Raw genomic sequence first — 18897 nt, forward strand, 5'->3', positions numbered from 1 at the left:
CTTCCCTCGCCGGGGCATGTTCGCTTGGGGTTTAACCGCAAGCGTCCGTGCAACCAGAACCTGTAACTTTCCGTGATTGGACATGATACTGCAATGAAGCGCTTCCTCCGGCTCCGCGGCCGCTTGTTCTGGACCGTGGTGGCGGCAGCCTGCGCGCTCATTATCGGCGCGGTGGTCCCCGCGATGTATGAGAACCAGACGCGCCAGCTCTCCCGCGACATCGACTACCAGGTAACGGCCACCTCCCCAGAGTCGATGGTGCTGGACTACCAGGCCTTCCGCGCCGGGAAGCCGAACTCGCAGCGCGCCGCCGGCCCCGCGTGCGAGCCGGCAAAGCTGGCCAACGGCCAGACGCAGTACCCGCTGGCCTGCTTCATCCGCGACGTACCAATGGAGGTCGAGCGCCACACCCAGACCGGCAAGGCGGACGACTCCACGCTGGCCAGCTCCGAATCCGAGGTCACCACCCTCATCAACGACCACCTGGCCGCGCGCGTGAGCGAGTCCTCGGTGCTGAACCGGGAGTCGACCTTCCCGGCCTCCGGGCTCTCGACCGCGCTGACGCTGTCGCTGGGCGAGGGCGGCGACGAGATCACGGACCCCGGCTTCGAGCGCGACGGGCTGCAGTACTTCTTCCCCGCCGACACCGAACAGCGCTCCTACCCTCTCTACGACCCGCTCCTGCACGGCTCGGAGCCGCTGGACTTCTCCGGCACCGAGAAGGTAGACGGCATCCCCACCTACACCTTCCAGCAAGACCTGCACGGCCGTGAGCTCGACCCGGAGGTGAAAAAGCTGCTCTTTTCCTCCCTCGCCGGCGCGAGCGCGGACGCGGAAGAGGCCACCGAGGTCGTCGGACCGGCGGGGAACTTCTATTCGCAGGCCGACATGGAGCGCTTCGCCTACCAGCCGGAGGACACGGTCGTGCTGGAGCCGTATTACTCGGTCAGCCGCACGGTCTGGGTCGAATCCACCACGGGCACCATCGTTAACGCCGTGACCCACGTGGACATCAGCTTTGCGACCTCCCCGCAGGAGGCCGCCCAGCTCGACGCCACCGACCCGGCGCGCGAGCGGGCGGTGGTCAACGCGCGCCTCGAGTGGAGCCCGGACAGCCAGCAGCGTGCCCTGGACGCAGTCGCCAGCACGGTCAACATGACCAAGGCGATGTCGATTCTCGGCTGGGGCGGTAAGGCCCTGGGCGTGGTCCTGCTCATCATTGCCGCGCGGATGTACATGCGCCGCCGCGCCGGCGAGGCGAACTAACCAGCCACAGGTCCGCCCATGCCGCGCCTTCTTCCCGCCAGCCGCCCCGCCGCGGTGAACGCGGCCTGCTTGGTCGCGGTCGCCGCCGCGTGCATCGCCGGCGTTACCTGGCCTTTTGTCCTGCCGGGCGAACTTGTCTGGCGGGACATGGTCGTGCCCTCGGACATGGCGTTCAGCCCCGCCAATTTCGGCGGCGGGGACCTGCCCGCCCGGGCTGCTCCCCAGGACGGACTGCTCGCCCTGGTCGCCCAGCTCATGCCGGCGCACTGGCTCGTGCGCGCGCTGGTCATCGGCTCGGCAGTCGCCGCAGCCTGGGGCGGGTGGCGGCTGACCAGGTTGTGCGCGCCGGCGGCAGGACAATCTTCGGAACCTACGGTGGACCGGCGCCTACTGGGCCCGGCCGCGGCCATCGCCTTGTGCGTGGCCAACCCCTTGGTGGTCGAGCGGCTCTTGCAGGGCCAGTGGTCCATCGCGGTGGCCGTCTGGCTGGGACCTGCCATCGCGGCGGCGGGCCTGGCGGGGCGGCGGCCCGGGCAGTGGGCGGCCATGTTCGTCTCCTCGCTGACGCCGACCGGCGCGCTGTTGGGCGCGCTGACGGGCATCGCCACCACGCGGCGGCGGCTAGCCACGGCCTGCTACGGCCTGGCGCTGTGCCTGCCATGGGCCCTGCCCGGGCTGTTAGGGGTCGTGCGTGGCACCGCGCCGGGGATGGATGCGGCCGCCGCCGTGGCGGCCTTCGCGCCGCGCGCTGAGGCCCACGCCGGGCTGCTGGTCACCGTGCTCGGTCTGGGCGGCATTTGGAACGCGGACGCCGTGCCCGCCTCCCGCCAGGCCGGTTTCGCCCTTGTCGGCGTGCTGCTTATCGCCGTGGTGGCGATCGGCTGGACCCGGTTTTTCGGTGCGGGCCGGGGTGCGGGCTCGGAGCGCTGGCCGGCCGGCGCCGGGGCGCTGCTTGGCCTGGCTGCGCTCGGGCTGGGCGGGGTTCTGCTGGCTGCGGTATTCCCCGGCGCGCTGGCCTGGGTCGTGGACACGGTGCCGGGCGGCGCGCTACTGCGCGATAGCCAGAAATTCCTGGCCCTGGCCGTGCCCGCCTACGCGGTGGGCCTGGGCGCGGTGCGCGGCCCGAGTGCAGCGGCCGGGCTCGTGGCCGTAGCCCTCTTGGTTCCCGATGCCGCCCGGGCGGTGGCGCCGCTGCAGCCGCGGCCGGCGGGCACGGACAGCGCCCTGGTCCACCAGCTGGGTGGCCGGGACGCCCTCTTCGTCGACCGGCCGGAGCTGGTGGAGGTCCCCGGCGGCGTGGCCGTGGACCCGTATTCCAAGGTCGCGGCGAAGGTCCAATCCGGCGCCTTGCACGTCGACGGCGCAGTCGTGGACTACCCGGCGCCGCGCTGGGTGGCCGCCCAGCGCGCGTGGCAGGATCGGGACCTGCGGGGCCTGGAACACCTCGGCGTGGGCGCGGTCGTCGAGGACAGCCAGATCGTCGCCGAGACCGGCGCCGGCCCGCAGCCGCGGCCCTGGGGCCTGGTCGTGGCCTGGCTATTGACCCCGCTGGCGGCCGGGCTTATCGCGCGCTGGTTTTCCCGGTCACGCGCGCGAGCAAATCTATAAACCGGCGGCCGGTGGTCTCCCAGGAAAACTGGTCGGCGAATTCCTGCGCCCCGGCGCCGAGGCGGTCGCGCTCGGCCGGGTCGGCGATAAGCTCGCGAGTGGCCTCGAGGAGCTGCGCCGGGGTCTCCACCAGCCGGCCGGTGACCTGATCGTGGACGCTGTCGCGCAGACCAAAGGAATACCCCACTGTGGGCACCCTATGTTGGGCCGCCTCCATGACTGCTAGTCCCCATCCTTCCTTGCGGGAGGGCATGAGGTGCAGGTCCGCCTGGGCCAGCAGGGCGTGCTTGTAGTCCTCGGTGACCTGGCCGCGGAAACGCACGCGCTCGCCCAGCCCCAGCTTTTCGGCGTACTCGCGCAGGCTGTGTTCCCACCAGCCGGAGCCGATTATGTCCAAGACCGCCTCCGGGATCTGCGCGACGGTGTCCATGGCGTGCTCGATCTGCTTGTGCGGCACCAGGCGCGACAGGGTCACCAGGTGGATGGCGGCCTCGCGCCCCAGGCGCGGCACGTGCGGCGGGATGGGGTCCACGCCGTTTTCGATGATCTCGGCCCCCTGCACGCCCAGGGTCTCCAAGTCCTGGCGGGAGGCCGGCGAGACGGTCACGTACGGCGCGCCGCGGTAGACCGCAGGCGCCACGCGGGACTCCAACCACCAGCCCAGGCGGGCCAGCACCGGGCCGGCCACGGGCCACTGCTCCTTGTGGAGGTGGTGGGTCAAAAGGACCGTCGGCACTCCGGCGACGGGGCGGGCGAAAAACGGGATGCCGTTTTGGGTATCCACCGCCACGTCGATGTCGCGCAGCGGGCCCAGCCCCACCCGGCCGGCCAGGATGGCGGCCAGGGCATAAGGGTAGACGCTGTACTTGCCGCCCACGCGCCAGTAGTTAACGCCGTCGCGTTTGTCGTGGCGGGCGCCGTTCATGTGCTGGGAGGTCCAGTAGATGACCTGGTGGCCGTGGGCGACGAGGTATTCGCCGACCCGCTCCAGGTAGCGTTCGGAGCCGCCGCCCTGGGGGTGGGTGGAATCGCGCCAACAGAGTAGAAGTATTTTCATGTCGAGCTACTAGCCTAGTGGCTATGCGCTACACCCGAGCCCTGGCCACGCTGAGGAGATCCTGGCAACTCCTGCGGGCCTTCCCGCAGGAGCAGACCAACCCCGCCGCCTTTTACGGCCCCCTGGCCAAGGACACCGCCGAGCTCATCGGGCGGCTGGCTCACGATGCTGGACTCGCCCTCCGCGACTCCTTAGTCCTCGACGTCGGCGGCGGCCCGGGCTATTTCGCCGCCGCCTTCGACCGCCGCGGTGCCCGGTACATCGGACTGGAGCCCAACGCCGGGGAGATGTCCGCGGCGGGTATCACGCTGGCCAACAGCGTGCGCGGCGACGGCACCCGGATGCCCTTTGCCGACGGGACCTTCGACGTGGTGTATTCCTCCAACGTGGCCGAGCACGTACCGGACCGGGAAGCACTGGCCGAGGAGATGCTGCGCGTGACCCGCCCCGGCGGCCTAGTGGTGCTCAGCTACACCGTGTGGCTGGGCCCTTTCGGCGGGCACGAGACCGGCCTGTGGCAGCACTACGTGGGCGGGGCCTTTGCCCGGGATTACTACACCCGCCGGCACGGCCACCCGCCCAAGAACGTCTTCGGCACCTCGCTCTTCGCGGTCAGCTGCGCGCGCGGGCTGCGGTGGGCCGAAAACGCGCAAAAGCGCGGGGACGCCGAGCTGTTGTTGGCGTTCCCGCGCTACCACCCGCGGTGGGCGTGGTGGCTGACCCGCGTTCCCGGGTTGCGGGAGTTTCTAGTCAGCAACCTGGTGCTGGTGCTACGCGCCAGCACCTAGAACCTTTAGGCGCTCTGGTGCTCCTCCACGCGCGACTTCAGGGCGTCGAACTGGTCCCAGACCTCCTGCGGGACGCGGGAGCCCAGGAAGTTCAGGTAGTCAGAGTTGTCCTGGATGTCGCCGGACCAGTCCTCGGCGTGGACGGCCAGAGCCTGCTTGACCTTGTCAATCTCCACGTCCAGGCCGTGCAGGTCCAGGTCCTCGGCGCGCGCGGTGGAGCCGATGATGGTCTCCTCGGCGCCGACATTGCCCTCGATGCGGTCGATGATCCACTTGAGTACGCGGGAGTTCTCGCCGAAGCCCGGCCACAGCATCTTGCCGTCGTCGCCCTTGCGGAACCAGTTGACCAGGAAGATGGCCGGCATGCGGTCGCCGCCCTTCTCGCCCATGTTGACCCAGTGCTGCAGGTAGTCGCCGGCGTTGTAGCCGATGAACGGCAGCATGGCCATCGGGTCATGGCGCAGGGCACCGACCTTACCCTCGGCCGCGGCGGTCTGGCCGGAGGCCAGCAGGGAGCCGATCATGGCGCCGTGGTTCCAGTCGAAGGCCTGGGTGACCAGCGGGACGGTGTCGGCGCGGCGGCCGCCGAAGAGGATGGCGTCGATCTTCACGCCCTGCCAGTCGTCGTACTCCGGCGCGGCGGTCGGGCACTGGGAGATCGGCACGCAGTAGCGGGAGTTCGGGTGGGCGGCCTTCGTGGCCGAGTCCGGGGTCCAGTCCTCGCCGGTCCAGTCGATGAGGTGGGCTGGGGCGTCGCCGTCCATGCCCTCCCACCAGACGTCGCCGTCGTCGGTGAGCGCGACGTTGGTGAACAGGGTGTTGCCCGGTTCCATGGTCTTCATGGCGATCGGGTTGGAGGCGTAGTTGGTGCCCGGGGCCACGCCGAAGAAACCGTTCTCCGGGTTCACGGCGTACAGGCCGTCCTCGCGCAGGTGCAGCCAGGCGATGTCGTCGCCGACGACCTCGGCGCTCCAGCCCGGGATGGTGGGCGTGATCATCGCGAGGTTGGTCTTACCGCAGGCCGACGGGAAGGCGGCCGCGATGTGGTAGTTCTTGCCCTCCGGGTTGGTCAGCTTCAGGATGAGCATGTGCTCGGCCATCCAGCCCTCTTCGCGGGCCATGACGGAGGCGATACGCAGCGCGTAGCACTTCTTCGCCAGGATGGCGTTGCCGCCGTAGCCGGAACCGTAGGACCAGATCTCCTTGGTCTCCGGGAAGTGGGTGATGTACTTGGTCTCATTGCACGGCCAGGCGACGTCTTCCTCGCCCTCGGCCAGCGGGGCGCCGACGGAGTGCAGGGCCTGCACGAATGCACCATCGGTGCCGATCTTCTCCAGCGCTTCCGCACCCATGCGGGTCATGATGCGCATGGACAGGACCACGTAGGCCGAGTCGGTCAGCTGCACGCCCAGCTTCGGGTCCGGGTCGCTAATGGGGCCCATGCAGAAAGGAACGACGTACATCGTGCGGCCGCGCATGGCGCCGCGGAAGGCGTCGGTCATCTCTTCCTTCATCGCGGCCGGCGGGGCCCAGTTGTTGGTCGGGCCGGCGTCTTCCTCGTTCTCCGAGCAGATGAAGGTGCGGGACTCGACGCGGGCGACGTCCGAGGGATTGGAGCGGGCCAGGTAGGAGTTCGGGCGCTTTTCCTCATTGAGCTTGAGCAGAGTCCCCTTCTCCACCAGCTCGCCGGCGAGCCGGTCGGCTTCTTCCTGAGAGCCGTCTACAAAGACCACTTGGTCCGGCTGAAAGAGCTCCACGTTCTCATTGATCCACGCGATAAGCTCCGAGTTTTCAGTCGGAAGTTGTCCAACAAGGCCTTTAATTTCGGCGGTCATCTAAAGTCTCCTGGGGTTATTTCTTCACGTTGTCAGACTTAAGCCATGGCTTATGTCTTAGAGGGCATTCCACCTCCAGCGTAACGCGCCAGCCGACGCAAGTACCGACAATTCGCCGGGCACTGGATATACCCACACTGTTTACCACAACTTAACCGAGGGTAGGCCATACCGTCACCGGCAATCTCATAGTTTTCATACCCCCGTCCGGGGGATCGAGCCGGCGGGCCGAGCCACTGCCCCACTCATGGCGCCACCCCCAAGCAGTCTGCCTTCGCCCGGCTGGTCATAACCGGCACGCCTCCGCGCCCGGATCCGGCCGCAGCGTGCGGCCTACTCCTTAATGTTCTTTCCCCACTGCCGGCCCTGGAACCGGCATTGCTGCCGCCGACGGCGCGGCAAATTGCCAACTGCGCTGGCTAAGTGAACAATAGACCACGATGGATAACTCTAGTAACACCCCTACCGCCGTGGGCGAGATGCCGCCGGGCCGCCCGCTGCAGACCGAGTTTAACGACGGGCTGGACTACCCGCGCCTGGGTAACGTGACCTTCCGTCGTGGCAGCCTGACCGACAACCAGCAGGCGCTTTTCGCCGAGCACTGGCCCCGCCTCGGCCGGGTGCTGGCGGACGAACGAATCGATATAGAGGAATGGTTCGGGCGCAGCGGCGCCAAGACCGTGGTGGAGATCGGCTCGGGTACCGGCACCTCGACCGCGGCAATGGCCCCGATCGAGCAGGACACCAACATCGTCGCCGTGGAGCTCTACAAGCCGGGCCTGGCCAAGTTGCTGGGCCAGGTGGTGCGCCAGGACATCGACAACATCCGCATGGTGCGCGGCGACGGCATCGAGGTGCTCGCCCGCATGTTCGCGCCGGAGTCCCTGGACGGCATCCGCGTCTTCTTCCCGGATCCGTGGCCCAAGGCCCGCCACCACAAGCGCCGGATCATCCAGTCCGGGCCGCTCAACCTGTTCGCCTCCCGCCTCAAGCCAGGCGGGGTGCTGCACGTGGCCACCGACCACGCCGGCTACGCCGAGTGGATCGACGAGCTCGTCGAGGTCGAGCCCACCCTGCGCTACCGCGGCTGGCCGTGGCCCGAGTGCCCGCAGCTGACCGACCGTCAGGTCATCACCAAGTTCGAGGGCAAGGGCCTGGATAAGGACCACGTTATTAAGGAATACCTCTGGGAAAAGAGGCCGCAGTAATGACTACCCGCAAGCTGCTGCTCGTCTGGGACGCGCCCAACATGGACATGGGCCTGGGCGCCATCCTGGGAGGGCGCCCGACCGCCGCCTTCCGCCCGCGCTTCGACGCCATCGGCCGCTGGATCGTGCGCGAGGCCTGGGATCAAGACGCCCAGCCGCACGCCGCGGTCTTTACCAACGTCACCCCGGGCGGGGCGGACGTCATCCGCCCCTGGGTCGAGGCCATCCGCAACGTCGGTTTCGCCGTCTTCGCCAAGCCCAAGGTCCACGACGACACGGACGTGGACCCGGACATGCTCGACTACATTGCCGCAAACCGCGACGAACTCGCCGGGCTGGTGGTCGCCTCCGCTGACGGCCAGAATTTCCAGGAGACCCTGGAGGAGCTGGCCGACGAGGGTGTGCCGGTCACGGTAGTCGGCTTCCAGGAGCACGCCTCCTGGGCCGTGACCCACCCGGTCATCGACTTCGTGGACTTGGAGGACATCGACGGCGTCTTCCGCGAGCCACTGCCCCGAGTCAACCTGGACAACCTGCCCGATGGCGGCGCCTGGCTGCAGCCTTTCCGCCCGCTTTCTGCCTTGCTCGACGAACGCTAGGAGCCGCATGTTTTATAGCTGGGGCCGTTTTTCTTATGCCCACCGCAAGCTCATCCCCGTTATCCTGATCGCGCTGATCCTGGCTCTGTTCGCTATCTTCGGCATCCGGCTGGAAGACCGCATGAGCCAGGAAGGCTGGGAGGACCCGGGCGCGGCCTCCACCGTGGCCGCCGAGCTCGAGCAAACCACTTTCGGGCGCGACAACAACGGCGACGTCATCGTCATGGTGGAAAACCCGGATGAGAACTTCGACGCCGCCCAGCAGTACTTCGCCGACATCAAGGCACAGTACCCGGACCAGATTTCCCACCTCAACGGCTACTTCGACAAGAAAAACCCGAATTTCATCAACGAGGACGGGACTTATGCCTTTACCGCCATCGGGCTCAAGGGGGACGCGGAGCAAACGCTCAAGGACTTCCGCACCATCGAGCCGGCGCTGCACGAGACCGACCTGCCCGTGCAGGTCGCCGGCGCGACCGCGGTGGCCGATGCCCTGGACGACGGCATGTCCAACGACATCTCCCGCGCGGAGAAGGCCGCCCTGCCGCTGGTCGGCCTGTTGCTGCTAGTGGTCTTCGGCTCCGTCGTAGCGGCGTTCATGCCGCTTATCGTCGGTGGCTTGTCCATCCTCGGATCGCTGGGCATTTTGTCGATCCTGGCCGGTTTCCTGCAGGTCAACGTCTTCGCTCAGGCGGTCGTCACGCTGCTGGGCCTAGGCTTGGCCATCGACTACGGCCTGTTTATGGTCTCCCGCTTCCGCGAGGAGCTCGATCGCGGCCGCAGCACCCAAGACGCCGTGGCGATTACCACCGCCACCGCCGGCCAGACGGTGGTCTTCTCCGCGGCCATGGTCGCCGTGGCCCTGTCCGGCCTCTTCATCTTCCCGCAGGCCTTCCTGAAATCCGTGGCCTACGGCTCGATTTCCGCCGTGGGCCTGGCCGCGCTGCTGTCCGTGACCGTGCTGCCGTCGCTGTTCGGCCTGCTGGGCAAGAACATCGACAAGTGGTCCATCCGGCGCACCAAGCGCACCGCCCGCCGCCTGGAGGACACCTGGTGGTACAAGCTGCCGGCGTGGGCCATGGACCGGGCCAAGCTGATGACCGTAGGGATCTGCGCCCTGCTCATCGCGCTGACCATCCCGCTGATCAACATCGCCTTCGGCGGCATCAACGAGACCTACCTGCCGCCCAGCCAGGACACCCGTGTAGCCCAGGACACCTTCAACGAGGAATTCCCCACCTTCCGCACCGAGCCGGTCAAGCTGGTGGTCGAGGGCGCCGATAACCAGCAACTAGCCGACGTCTACCTCCAGGTGCGCGACATGGAGGGCCTAACTGAGCCGATGAGCCCGTCCACGGCCACCAAGGACGGCATCACGGTGCTCTCCGCCGGTATCCAGGACCGCGACGACTACGCGGACATCGTCCACCAGCTCGAGGCCGTCGACGCCCCGGAGGGCGTGAACCTGTACGTCGGCGGCACGCCTGCGATGGAAGTCGAGTCCCTCGACGCCCTCTTCGACAAGCTGCCGTGGATGGCTATCTACATCGTCGTGGCCACCTTCATCCTCATGGCCCTGGTCTTCGGCTCGGTGGTCCTGCCCGCCAAGGCCATCATCATGACGCTGCTGACCCTAGGCGCGACCCTGGGCATCCTGACGGCCATGTTCGTCAGCGGCGTCGGCGCGGACCTGCTCAACTTCACGCCGGGCCCGCTGATGAGCCCGATCCTGGTGCTCATCATCGCCATCATCTACGGCCTGTCCACCGACTACGAGGTCTTCCTGGTCTCCCGCATGGTCGAGGCCCGCAAGAAGGGCGCGACCACGGACGAGGCCATCTCCTACGGCACCGCGCACACCGGCGGGATCATCACCGCTGCTGCACTCATCATGATCGTGGTGGCCGGCGCGTTCGGCTTCTCCGACATCGTGATGATGAAGTACATCGCCTTCGGCATGATCTTCGCACTGTTCATCGACGCGACCATCGTGCGCATGCTCCTGGTGCCGGCCGTCATGCACCTGCTGCGCGAGGACAACTGGTGGGCCCCGCAGTTCATCCACCGCGCCTACGAGAAGCTCGGCCACGGCAAGGAGCCGGCCGCCGCGACACCGGCACCCGCAGCTGCCCCGCAGCGCACCCCGCGGGAGGAAGGCCACTGGGAGGAGATGCCGGCCCAATCCGCGGCCGTCCTGGCTACCGATGCCGATGACTCCACCGACTACGAGCGCGAGTCGGCACCACAAGAGGAGCCCGCGGCCCAGCCGGCCGTGGACGATGACCGCGATTATCCGGCGCGGGGCAACCGCAACACGTCCACCGATGATTCCCTGATACCGTTTAGCGAGCTAATGAAAAGACTAAACAAGGACCAGGGAAGGAACTAGGCGTTGAAGAAATGGCTGCAGTGGGGCGCCGCGCTTGTGATTCTCGCGGTGCTCATCTGGGTCTTTCGCGATGAGCTGGACTTCCTCCAGGACGGGTTCCGACGGCTGCGCACCGCCGACCCTCTCGCCGTGGGGCTGGTGGTAGTCGCCTCCCTCGGCGCCATCGTCGCCATGGCGGAAGTCATGCGCCTGCTCATCCGGGCCGGCGGCGTGCCCGTCCCGCTGAAGGAGACCACCGCCATCACGCTGGCCTCCAACGCCTGGTCCACCACCCTGCCGGCCGGGCCGGCGTTTTCCGCCATCCTCACCTTCCACGTCCAGCGCGGCTGGGGTGCCTCCGTCGCCCTGGCCGGCTGGTTCTTCGTGCTGTCCTCGGCCGTGTCCACCATGTGGCTGGTGCTCATCGGCCTGGGCGGGGTGGTCTTCCTCAACGCCCAGATGCAGGTGCTCTCCCTGCTGCTGACCCTCACGGCGGTGGTGGCGCTGTGCGGTCTGGTCTTCTGGATATCCAACCACCCGCGCACGATTGAGCGCTGGCTGTCCCGGCAGAAACTCCTGCGCGGCGGCAAGCGCGACGCGCTCATCAAGCAGGTGCGCAACCTCTCCGAGGTCCACCTGAACCGCTGGCAGTTCGCACAGGTCGCCGGGTATTCCCTGGCCAACCGGCTGCTGGACATGGCCTCCCTGTGGGCATGCGTGTGGGCTATCACCGGGGACGTCCCGGCCCTGCACGCCGGGGAGGACCAGACCACCCTAGCCGGCGTCGCCCTGACCTACCTGACCGCCAAGCTAGCCGGCTCCGCACAGGTCACCCCGGCCGGGCTCGGCACGGTCGAGGCCGCCATCATTGCCACGCTGGTGGCCACCGGCATGACGGCTATCGATGCCACCGGCACCGCCGTAGTCTACCGCCTGATTTCTTTTGCCCTCATCACCGTCATCGGCTGGATCGTCTACTTCTGGCACTATGCTCGAAATGGACTGACCTATGACGCCCTCAACCGAAAGGATCACGCCGATGCGTCCCGCACCGCTGCTTGATATCGTCGCCATCATGCTCTTCGCGCTCTTCGCGCGAATCGCCCACCCGCCTTTCACCTTCACCGGGCTGCTGGCCGCCTTCTGGCCCTGGGCCGTGGGCGCACTGCTGGGCTGGGTCTTCATCACCAGCATCAAAGCCTCGCCCGGTCGCTGGGTCGAGGGCGCCATCGTGTGGTGCTCCACCATCGTCGGCGGCATGATCCTGTGGTCCATCGTCAACAGCCAGCTGCCGCACTACAGCTTCCTGCTGGTCGCCTCCATCATGTCCGCCCTGCTGATGTTCGGTTGGCGCGCCATCGCCGCCTTCCGCGCCCGCCGCGCCGAGGTCGCCGAGCTCAACGCCCAGCGGCGAACCCGGACCGCTACCCGCCCGCCGCGTCGCTAACCGGGCGTTAATACGAAAAATAGGCCGGCGCTGCGAACCCTGGGAAGGGCGCAGCGCCGGCCTTTGGCCTTTCGGCAGGACATTAGCCGAAGGTGTGTTCCAGCTGGTTGCCGATGGCAATGACCAGACCGACGATCTCGCTGACGATGTCCAAAGCGCTGCTCAGAAGCATGTTTCCTCCACTATTACTCGGCGAGCCGGCCACGGGTGCCGGAGATTACTTTAGACATATCGTCCCCGACGGCCGGTTTCGTTACATCGGGGCGATGGTGTGCTTCTTCGGCAGGTCCCGCACGTCCTTGGTGGCCAGCTGGCGCAGGGCTTGGCGCAGGGCCAGCCGCGACTGGTTCGGCTGGATCATCGCGTCCAGGTAGCCGCGTTCGGCGGCCACGTAAGGCGCGGTCATGGTCTCGTCGTAGAAGTCCATGAACATCTTCTTAGTCATCGCGCGCTGCTCCGGGGTCTCGGCGGCCTCCAGCTGCTTGCCGGCGATCATGACCACGGCCGCGGCCGCGCCCATCACGGCGATCTGCGCGGTCGGCCACGCCAGGTTGATGTCGCCGGTCAGGTTCTTCGAGCCCATGACGGCGTAGGCGCCGCCGTAGGCCTTGCGGACAATCAGCGAGACCTTCGGGACGGTTGCCTCCACCACGGCGAAGGCGAACTTCGCGCCGCGGTGAATCAGGCCGGCCTTTTCCTGGTCCACGCCCGGCAGGTAGCCGGGCGTGTCGACCACGAAGACCAGCGGGATGTTGTAGGCGTCGCAGATACGGATGAAACGCGCGCCCTTGTCCGCGGCATCGGCGTCAATACAGCCGGCCAGATGCATGGGGTTGTTCGCCACGAACCCGACGGCCTGGCCGTCGATCCGCCCGAAGGCGGTGATCATGTTCGGCGCGAAGTTCTCCTGCAGCTCGATGAGCTCGTCATCGTCGCCCAGCTGGCGCAGGAGCTCCTCCATGTCGTAGCCGGCGTTGGTGTCGTCGGGCATAAACGCGTTGAGCTCGTCGTCCTCGGCGACCTCCTCGTCGCTGGGGGCGGCGAAGAGGGGCGCCGGGTCGTAACAGGTCAGCGGCAGGTGGTCCAGCAGGTCGCGGACCAAGTCGAAGGCCTCGTCCTCCGACTCAACCACGGCGGAGACGTTGCCGTTTTGCTCCTGCTGGCGGGCACTGCCCAGCTCCGCGGAGGTCACGTCCTCACCGGTGACCTCCCGGATGACGTTCGGGCCGGTGACATACATTTCCGCCTCGCCGTCGACGGCGATGACGAAGTCGGTGGTCACCGGGGCGTAGACCGCGCCGCCGGCGGACTTGCCCAGCATGATGGAGATCTGCGGGCTGCGGCCGGACAGCGGCAGCTGGCGGCGGGCGATCTCCGAGTACATGGCCAGGGAGGTCACCGCGTCCTGAATGCGGGCGCCGCCCGAGTCCTGGATGCCGATGACCGGGCAGCCGATCTTGATGGCCATGTCCATGACCTCGGTGACCTTCTTACCAAAGGTCACGCCCACCGAGCCGCCGTAGACGGTCTTGTCGTGCGCGTAGATGCACACCTGTCGGCCGTTGATGCGGCCGTAGCCGGTAACCACGCCGTCGGAGTAGATGGCGTCCGGGTCCCCCGGGGTTTTGCCCAGGGCGCCGGTCTCCACGAAGGAGCCTTCGTCAAGCAGTTCCTCGATGCGCTTGCGCGGGGTGGTGCGGCCGGACTCATCGCGGCGGGCGCGGGAGCGCTCGCTGCCCGGGTCCTGGGCCTTGTCCAGCCGGGCGCGCAGATCCGCGAGTTTCTCAGCGGTGGTTGCCACGAATCTTTACCTCGATCCAATCCTCGATGTGCTTGCCCACAATGCCGATTGCGGGCTCGTCCGGCACGGCTAGGTGGTCGCCGGGCAGCTGGACGATCTCTAGATCCTCCACGATAGCGCCCCAACCGCCGTCCGGGTCAATCTCGGCGTAGCGCGGTTCGAGCTCGATCGCGCCGTCGTGCATGCGCTCCGAGCGGAACAGCAGCACCGGCACGTCGACGTCCTCCCAGCGGCGCATGTCCAGCTTGCCCAGGATCTGGTTGTCCACGAAGGAGGCGCGCTGGTGCTCCAGCACGCCGGCCGCCAGGCCATGCTCCGAGGCGTCCGTGGTGGCCAGGAACTGCGCGAGCATATCCATCACAGCGTCCTCGCCGGCGGTTTCCAACAGCTCGTAGGGCACCGGGAACTCCAGCCCGTAGGTCTTTTCCGCAAAAGCGGCGTAGCGCTCCCAGCGGGCCTTAGTCTCTTCCAGGGTGTCCGGTGCCGGATCGGAGGGCTGGGTGGTATCTAGCAGCGCGATGAACGCGACCTCCACGTCCTTGTTGCGCAGCTGGTGCGCGACCTCGTAGGCCAGCGCGCCGCCGAACGACCAGCCGCCGAGGACGACCTTGCGACCGCGGGCGTACTTGACGATGTCGGCGATGTAGGCCTGCGCGCGGTCTTCCAGGCTGCCCTCGAGGCGCTCGACGCCGTAGACGGCGACGTCCTCGGGCAGGCGGCGCACCAGTGGCTGGTAGACCACCGTGGTCCCGCCGGCCGGGTGGAACATGAACACGGCCGGGCCGTCGGCCTCCCGCAGCACGCGGATATTGCCCTCGACCTCGGTCTCCAGGCCCTCGCGGACCAGGTCCGCCAGCGGCTCCAGCGTTTCGGCCTCGCGCACGGCCGCGGCCGTGACCTCGACGCCGGCGCGCTCGGAAAGCCGCTCAGCGATCTGGGTGGCCTGCTCCTCGGTCAGCTCCGGCAGCGGGCTGGTCACGCCGGCCGCCGCTTTCCCGGTGATCGACGCCCAAGTGCCGAAGACCATTCGCTCGGAGGCGTCGCGCGGGGCCACGCCCACGCCGGTGCCAGTGGCGGCCTCGGCGTCTGCGGTCTCGTCGGCTTCAGCATCCGTTTCCGACTTTGCGGTGTTGTCGGTTGCGGCCGGCGTGGTCTCAACGCCGTCGGTCTCGCGGCCTTCGACGGCGGCGGTGACCATGTCGATGACGTCGGCCAGGGAGGCATCGCGCAGCGCCTGGACCTGCAGCGGCGGGATCTGGAAGTCGTTTTCCACGCGGTTCTTGATGCGCATGCCCATTAGCGAGTCCAGGCCGAGATCGATTAGCGGCAGCTCGCGCGGCAGGTCGGTCACGTCGTAGCCCATGGACTCCGAGACGATAGCCGCCAGGCGGTCCTCCACGGACTCCGTGGCCGGGTCCCAGCGCACGGCCTCGATGTCGGCGTCGCCGGTCTGGACCGTGGCGTCAGCCAGCGGGGCGTAATCCGGCAGGTCGGCCACGCCGGGCACGGCCTTGGTCCCCAGGTCCAGGGAGGTGGCGAAGCCTTCCGCCACCAGGGTCGTCTCACCGTCGCTGACGGCATAGGCCGCGACGGCCACGCCGCCGAGCGACTTGGTCACCATGGTGGTGACCTCGCCCTGGGCGGGCAGCGCGCCGAGTTCTTCCACAGCGACGAGGTGGGCGCCCGGGGACACGGCATCGATAGCCGCCTCCAGCAGCGCCAGGGCGCTCGGGGCCTGATCGGCGTTGGTGGAAAAGGCGGTCTTGCCCTCCGGGAGGTTCACGCGCGTGCCCGGCAGGCCGGTGACCCCGGAGGACGGGCGGGCGTGGGTCCAATAGCGCTGGCGCTTGAAGTGGGTGTGCGGCGCGTCGCGCACGGGCCCGTCGCCGAAGGCGGCGCGGTAATCCACCGGCGCGCCGGCGACGTAGAGCTTAGCCAGCAGGTCCAGCAGGGACGCGCTCGGATCGACCTTGCGCTTGAGCGCGTAGAGCAGCTGCGCGTCCGCCTTGCCGACGGCGAAGGCGGTAGACATCATGCCCATCAGCGCCACCGGGTTCGGGGCGATCTCCACCAGCTGGGTGTGGCCGGCGGCAAAGGCCGCGCGAGTGGCGTCCTCCAGGAAGACCGGCTGGCGGGTCATGCGCAGCCAGTAGTCCTCGTCGTGGACGGTGGAACCCGGGCGGTAGACCTCGCCGCGGTCGACGGAGCTGAACAGCGTGGTGTGCAGCGGGCGGGCGGTAATGCCCGCGATGTCGCCGGCGAGCTCGCCGAGGATCGGGTCCACGGCCGAGGTGTGCCCGGCGCCCTTGACGTTGAGCGCGCGGGCGAACTTGCCCTCGCCCTCGAGCTTTTCCACCAGGTCCAGGACCTCCTGGCGCGGCCCACCCACGGTGGTCATGCCTGGGCCGGTGTAGACGGCCGGCTCGATGTTACCGTCCAGGGCCGCGATGTCGTCCGCGGTCAGCTCGACGACGGCCATCGCGCCCTGCGCTTCCTCGGTCAGCTGGGCCTCGCCCTCGCCCATGAGACGGGCGCGGTGGCAGGCGATCAGCATGGCGTCGTCAGCGCTGATACCGCCGGCGGCGTAGGCTGCGGCGATTTCGCCCATCGACATGCCGATAACGCCGGCCGGGCGGGCGCCGAAGCTGGCCAGCAGATCCGTCAGCGCAATCTGGATCGCGGTGATAGCCACCTGGGCGGTCTCGGTGTTGTAGGTCTGCTCGTCGTCGCGGACGATGTCCAGGATGGACCAGCCGGACTCGAAGTCCACGATCTGGTCCAGCTCCTCCAGCCGGGCCACAAAGTCCGGGGAGACGGCGATGAGGTCCTTGACCATCTTGCGGTGCTGGGAGCCGAAGCCGGAGTAGACGAAGACCGGGCCCGGCACCGACGGGGAGTCCGCGGCGGTGACCCCGACCGAGATCTTGCCGGCGGCGACCTGCCGCAGGCGGGAGATGGCTTCCTCCGGGTTGGTGGCGTTGACCACCGCGCGGGAGCGGGCGTGGTTGCGCCCGGCCAGGGAGCGGGCCAGCGCGAAGAGATCCGCGGTGCCCAGCTGCTGGTCCTCGATGAAATCGGCCAGCGTGGCTGCCGCCTGGGCCCGGCGCGACGGCAGCAGGCCGGAGACCGGCAGGCTGACGGTGGCAGCGGTGGCATCGTCGGCGGCGTCGATAGCGGCGTCGGTGGCGACCTGGGCGGCGCGCTGCTGCGGGCTACCCTGGTAGTCGCTGAGCACGACGTGGGCGTTGGTGCCGCCAAAGCCGAAGCCGGACACGCCGGCCAGCTTGTGGCCGGAGTACTCGGGCCACTCGCGGGGGTCCTCGACGACCTCGAGCTTTTCCGCGTCGAAGTCGATGTAGCGGTTCGGCGCGGAGAAGTTGATGCTCGGCGGGAGGGTGTCGTGGCGCATGGCCTGGATGACCTTGATAAGGCCCACCACGCCCGCGGCGGACTCGGAGTGGCCGATATTGGACTTGGCCGAGCCCAGCAGCGTGGGGTTCTCCGCGCCGCGGTGGGCGCCCAGCACCTCGCCCAGGGCGGTGGCCTCGATGGGGTCGCCCAGGATGGTGCCCGTACCGTGGGCCTCGACGTAGTCGACCGTGGCCGGATCGACCTCGGCGTCGGCGTAGGCGCGGTGCAGCACGTCGACCTGCGCCTCTGGGTTCGGGGCGGTCAGGCCGTTGGAGTGGCCGTCGGAGTTGATGGCCGAGCCCTTGATGACGGCGAGGATCTTGTCGCCGGCGGCCTCGGCATCGCTAAGCCGCTTGAGCACCAGTACGCCGCCGGCGTCCGCGCGCACGAAGCCGTCCGCGTCGTCGGAGAAGGCGTGGATGCAGCCCGTGGGCGAGATGACGCCGAGTTCGCCAAAGGCGGTGGACACGAACGGGGAAGCCATGATGTTGATGCCGCCGGCCACGGCGACGTCGGCGTCGCCCTCGCGCAGGCCGCGCACGGCCTGGTGGACGGAGACCAGCGAGGACGAGCAGGCGGTGTCCACGTTGACCGAGGGCCCGCGCAGGTCCAGCGCGTAGGAGATCCGGTTGGAGATGATCGCCGAGGAGGTGCCGGTCAGCGCGTACGGGTGCGCCTCCGCCGGGTCGGCGGTGATCAGCATCCCGTAGTCATTGTTCGACGAGCCCATGTAGACGCCGGTGGCGGTCCCGCGCAGCTCGTTGGCCGGCAGGTGCGCGTCCTCGAGCGCCTCCCAGACCAGCTCCAGCAGGATGCGCTGCTGCGGGTCCATGTTGGTGGCCTCCACCGGGGACAGACCGAAGAATTCCGCGTCAAAGCCGGCGATGTCATCGATATAGCCGCCGGCGAGGTTCTGCTCGGCCATCCTCTGGGTCATCACCGGATCGGCGGCGTAGTCGGACCAGCGGCCGATGGGCAGCGGGCCCGTCGCTCCGCGGCCTTCGACCAGCATGTCCCAGAACTCGTCCGCGTTCTTAGCGTCCGGGAAGCGGCCGGCCAGGCCGATCACGGCGATGTCCTCGTGGCCGCCGGCCGGGTTGATCCGGCGCGGGGCGGACGCCGGCGCCGCCGGCTGGGCCGGGCCGTTAATCAGGCGGTCGGCCAGCTGGGCGATGGTCGGGTATTCGTAGGCGACCGTGGGGTCGAGATCCACGCCCACCAGGTTTTCCAGCTCGCCTGACAGCACCACGGCGTCGCGGGAGGACAGGCCGAAGTTTTCCAGCGGCTTAGAGTCGGTAATTTCCTCCGCGGGAACGCCCGTGGTCTGGGCTACCCAATTACGGATCCAATCACGCAACTGCTCTACGGTCATACGCCATGCTTTCTTTCGCTTACGTTCATTAAGGGGATCACAAAGAATAATCGTCTTTGGTGAAAATGCTCCACCTTAGGCTATCGAATTCGGGCCCCAAAACGTTAGTGGCAAGCGCCTGCCAGGCGGATGTG

Annotated in this window: 12 protein-coding genes; 8 read left to right on the top strand and 4 right to left on the bottom strand. The window is 68.1% G+C overall.

Going from position 1 to position 18897, the window contains the following annotated elements:
* Window positions 1-93 precede the first annotated feature (93 nt).
* Together CCONF_RS10705 and CCONF_RS10710 are read left to right on the top strand one after the other, a co-directional pair.
* Window positions 94-1266: a porin PorA family protein gene (locus CCONF_RS10705; protein ID WP_290223578.1), complete on the top strand. Its 1173-nt coding sequence runs from the start codon at window positions 94-96 to the stop codon at window positions 1264-1266.
* Window positions 1267-1284: 18 nt separating this feature from the next.
* The gene (locus CCONF_RS10710) at window positions 1285-2874 is read left to right on the top strand and encodes an MmpA family trehalose lipid delivery protein (RefSeq protein WP_290223581.1); all 1590 of its coding nucleotides are present in this window, start codon (window positions 1285-1287) and stop codon (window positions 2872-2874) included.
* Here CCONF_RS10710 and CCONF_RS10715 read toward each other — a convergent pair.
* Window positions 2828-3931, bottom strand: a complete 1104-nt coding sequence (locus CCONF_RS10715; RefSeq protein WP_290223583.1) for a glycosyltransferase family 4 protein — start codon at window positions 3929-3931, stop codon at window positions 2828-2830. The genes CCONF_RS10710 and CCONF_RS10715 overlap by 47 nt on opposite strands.
* Before the next feature lie 23 nt (window positions 3932-3954).
* Here CCONF_RS10715 and CCONF_RS10720 point away from each other — a divergent pair, with 23 nt between their 5' ends.
* Window positions 3955-4719, top strand: coding sequence for a class I SAM-dependent methyltransferase (locus tag CCONF_RS10720; protein ID WP_290223585.1), 765 nt, complete (start codon window positions 3955-3957; stop codon window positions 4717-4719).
* 5 nt (window positions 4720-4724) lie between these two features.
* Here CCONF_RS10720 and CCONF_RS10725 read toward each other — a convergent pair whose 3' ends face one another.
* The gene (locus CCONF_RS10725; protein WP_290223587.1) at window positions 4725-6554 is read right to left on the bottom strand and encodes a phosphoenolpyruvate carboxykinase (GTP); all 1830 of its coding nucleotides are present in this window, start codon (window positions 6552-6554) and stop codon (window positions 4725-4727) included.
* A 440-nt stretch (window positions 6555-6994) separates the two neighbouring features.
* Here CCONF_RS10725 and trmB point away from each other — a divergent pair, with 440 nt between their 5' ends.
* The 5 genes from trmB to CCONF_RS10750 are packed head-to-tail and all read left to right on the top strand — an operon-like array spanning window position 6995 to window position 12179.
* Window positions 6995-7762: a tRNA (guanosine(46)-N7)-methyltransferase TrmB gene (gene trmB, locus CCONF_RS10730; protein ID WP_290223590.1), complete on the top strand. Its 768-nt coding sequence runs from the start codon at window positions 6995-6997 to the stop codon at window positions 7760-7762.
* Window positions 7762-8361, top strand: a complete 600-nt coding sequence (locus CCONF_RS10735; protein ID WP_290223593.1) for an NYN domain-containing protein — start codon at window positions 7762-7764, stop codon at window positions 8359-8361. The genes trmB and CCONF_RS10735 overlap by 1 nt, the downstream gene beginning before the upstream one ends.
* 7 nt (window positions 8362-8368) lie before the next feature.
* A complete protein-coding gene (locus CCONF_RS10740; RefSeq protein WP_290223595.1) occupies window positions 8369-10753 on the top strand; it encodes an MMPL family transporter in 2385 nt (794 codons plus the stop codon).
* Window positions 10754-10756: 3 nt separating this feature from the next.
* Window positions 10757-11794, top strand: a complete 1038-nt coding sequence (locus CCONF_RS10745) for a lysylphosphatidylglycerol synthase transmembrane domain-containing protein (RefSeq protein ID WP_290223597.1) — start codon at window positions 10757-10759, stop codon at window positions 11792-11794.
* Window positions 11772-12179 carry a DUF3054 domain-containing protein gene (locus tag CCONF_RS10750; RefSeq protein WP_290223599.1) on the top strand — a complete coding sequence of 136 codons (408 nt, stop codon included), beginning with the start codon at window positions 11772-11774 and terminating at the stop codon, window positions 12177-12179. Before CCONF_RS10745 ends, CCONF_RS10750 begins: the two co-directional genes overlap by 23 nt.
* 253 nt (window positions 12180-12432) lie before the next feature.
* Here CCONF_RS10750 and CCONF_RS10755 read toward each other — a convergent pair whose 3' ends face one another.
* Entirely contained in the window at window positions 12433-13980 is a 1548-nt protein-coding gene (locus tag CCONF_RS10755) for an acyl-CoA carboxylase subunit beta (protein ID WP_290223602.1), read from the bottom strand.
* Window positions 13964-18763 (bottom strand): polyketide synthase Pks13, encoded by a 4800-nt coding sequence (pks13, locus tag CCONF_RS10760; RefSeq protein WP_290223604.1) that lies wholly within the window; start codon window positions 18761-18763, stop codon window positions 13964-13966. Before pks13 ends, CCONF_RS10755 begins: the two co-directional genes overlap by 17 nt.
* Window positions 18764-18897: the final 134 nt, after the last annotated feature.

It is taken from the genome of Corynebacterium confusum (genome assembly GCF_030408715.1).
In the GTDB taxonomy this organism is placed as follows: domain Bacteria; phylum Actinomycetota; class Actinomycetes; order Mycobacteriales; family Mycobacteriaceae; genus Corynebacterium; species Corynebacterium confusum.

Bases quoted from the DNA above. Each gene is read 5' to 3' on its own strand.
- CCONF_RS10705 (WP_290223578.1), top strand. From the start codon at position 94: ATGAAGCGCTTCCTCCGGCTCCGCGGCCGCTTGTTCTGGACCGTGGTG.
- trmB (WP_290223590.1), top strand. From the start codon at position 6,995: ATGGATAACTCTAGTAACACCCCTACCGCCGTGGGCGAGATGCCGCCG.
- CCONF_RS10725 (WP_290223587.1), bottom strand. From the start codon at position 6,554: ATGACCGCCGAAATTAAAGGCCTTGTTGGACAACTTCCGACTGAAAAC.
- CCONF_RS10710 (WP_290223581.1), top strand. From the start codon at position 1,285: ATGCCGCGCCTTCTTCCCGCCAGCCGCCCCGCCGCGGTGAACGCGGCC.
- CCONF_RS10750 (WP_290223599.1), top strand. From the start codon at position 11,772: ATGCGTCCCGCACCGCTGCTTGATATCGTCGCCATCATGCTCTTCGCG.
- pks13 (WP_290223604.1), bottom strand. From the start codon at position 18,763: ATGACCGTAGAGCAGTTGCGTGATTGGATCCGTAATTGGGTAGCCCAG.
- CCONF_RS10735 (WP_290223593.1), top strand. From the start codon at position 7,762: ATGACTACCCGCAAGCTGCTGCTCGTCTGGGACGCGCCCAACATGGAC.
- CCONF_RS10720 (WP_290223585.1), top strand. From the start codon at position 3,955: ATGCGCTACACCCGAGCCCTGGCCACGCTGAGGAGATCCTGGCAACTC.
- CCONF_RS10740 (WP_290223595.1), top strand. From the start codon at position 8,369: ATGTTTTATAGCTGGGGCCGTTTTTCTTATGCCCACCGCAAGCTCATC.
- CCONF_RS10715 (WP_290223583.1), bottom strand. From the start codon at position 3,931: ATGAAAATACTTCTACTCTGTTGGCGCGATTCCACCCACCCCCAGGGC.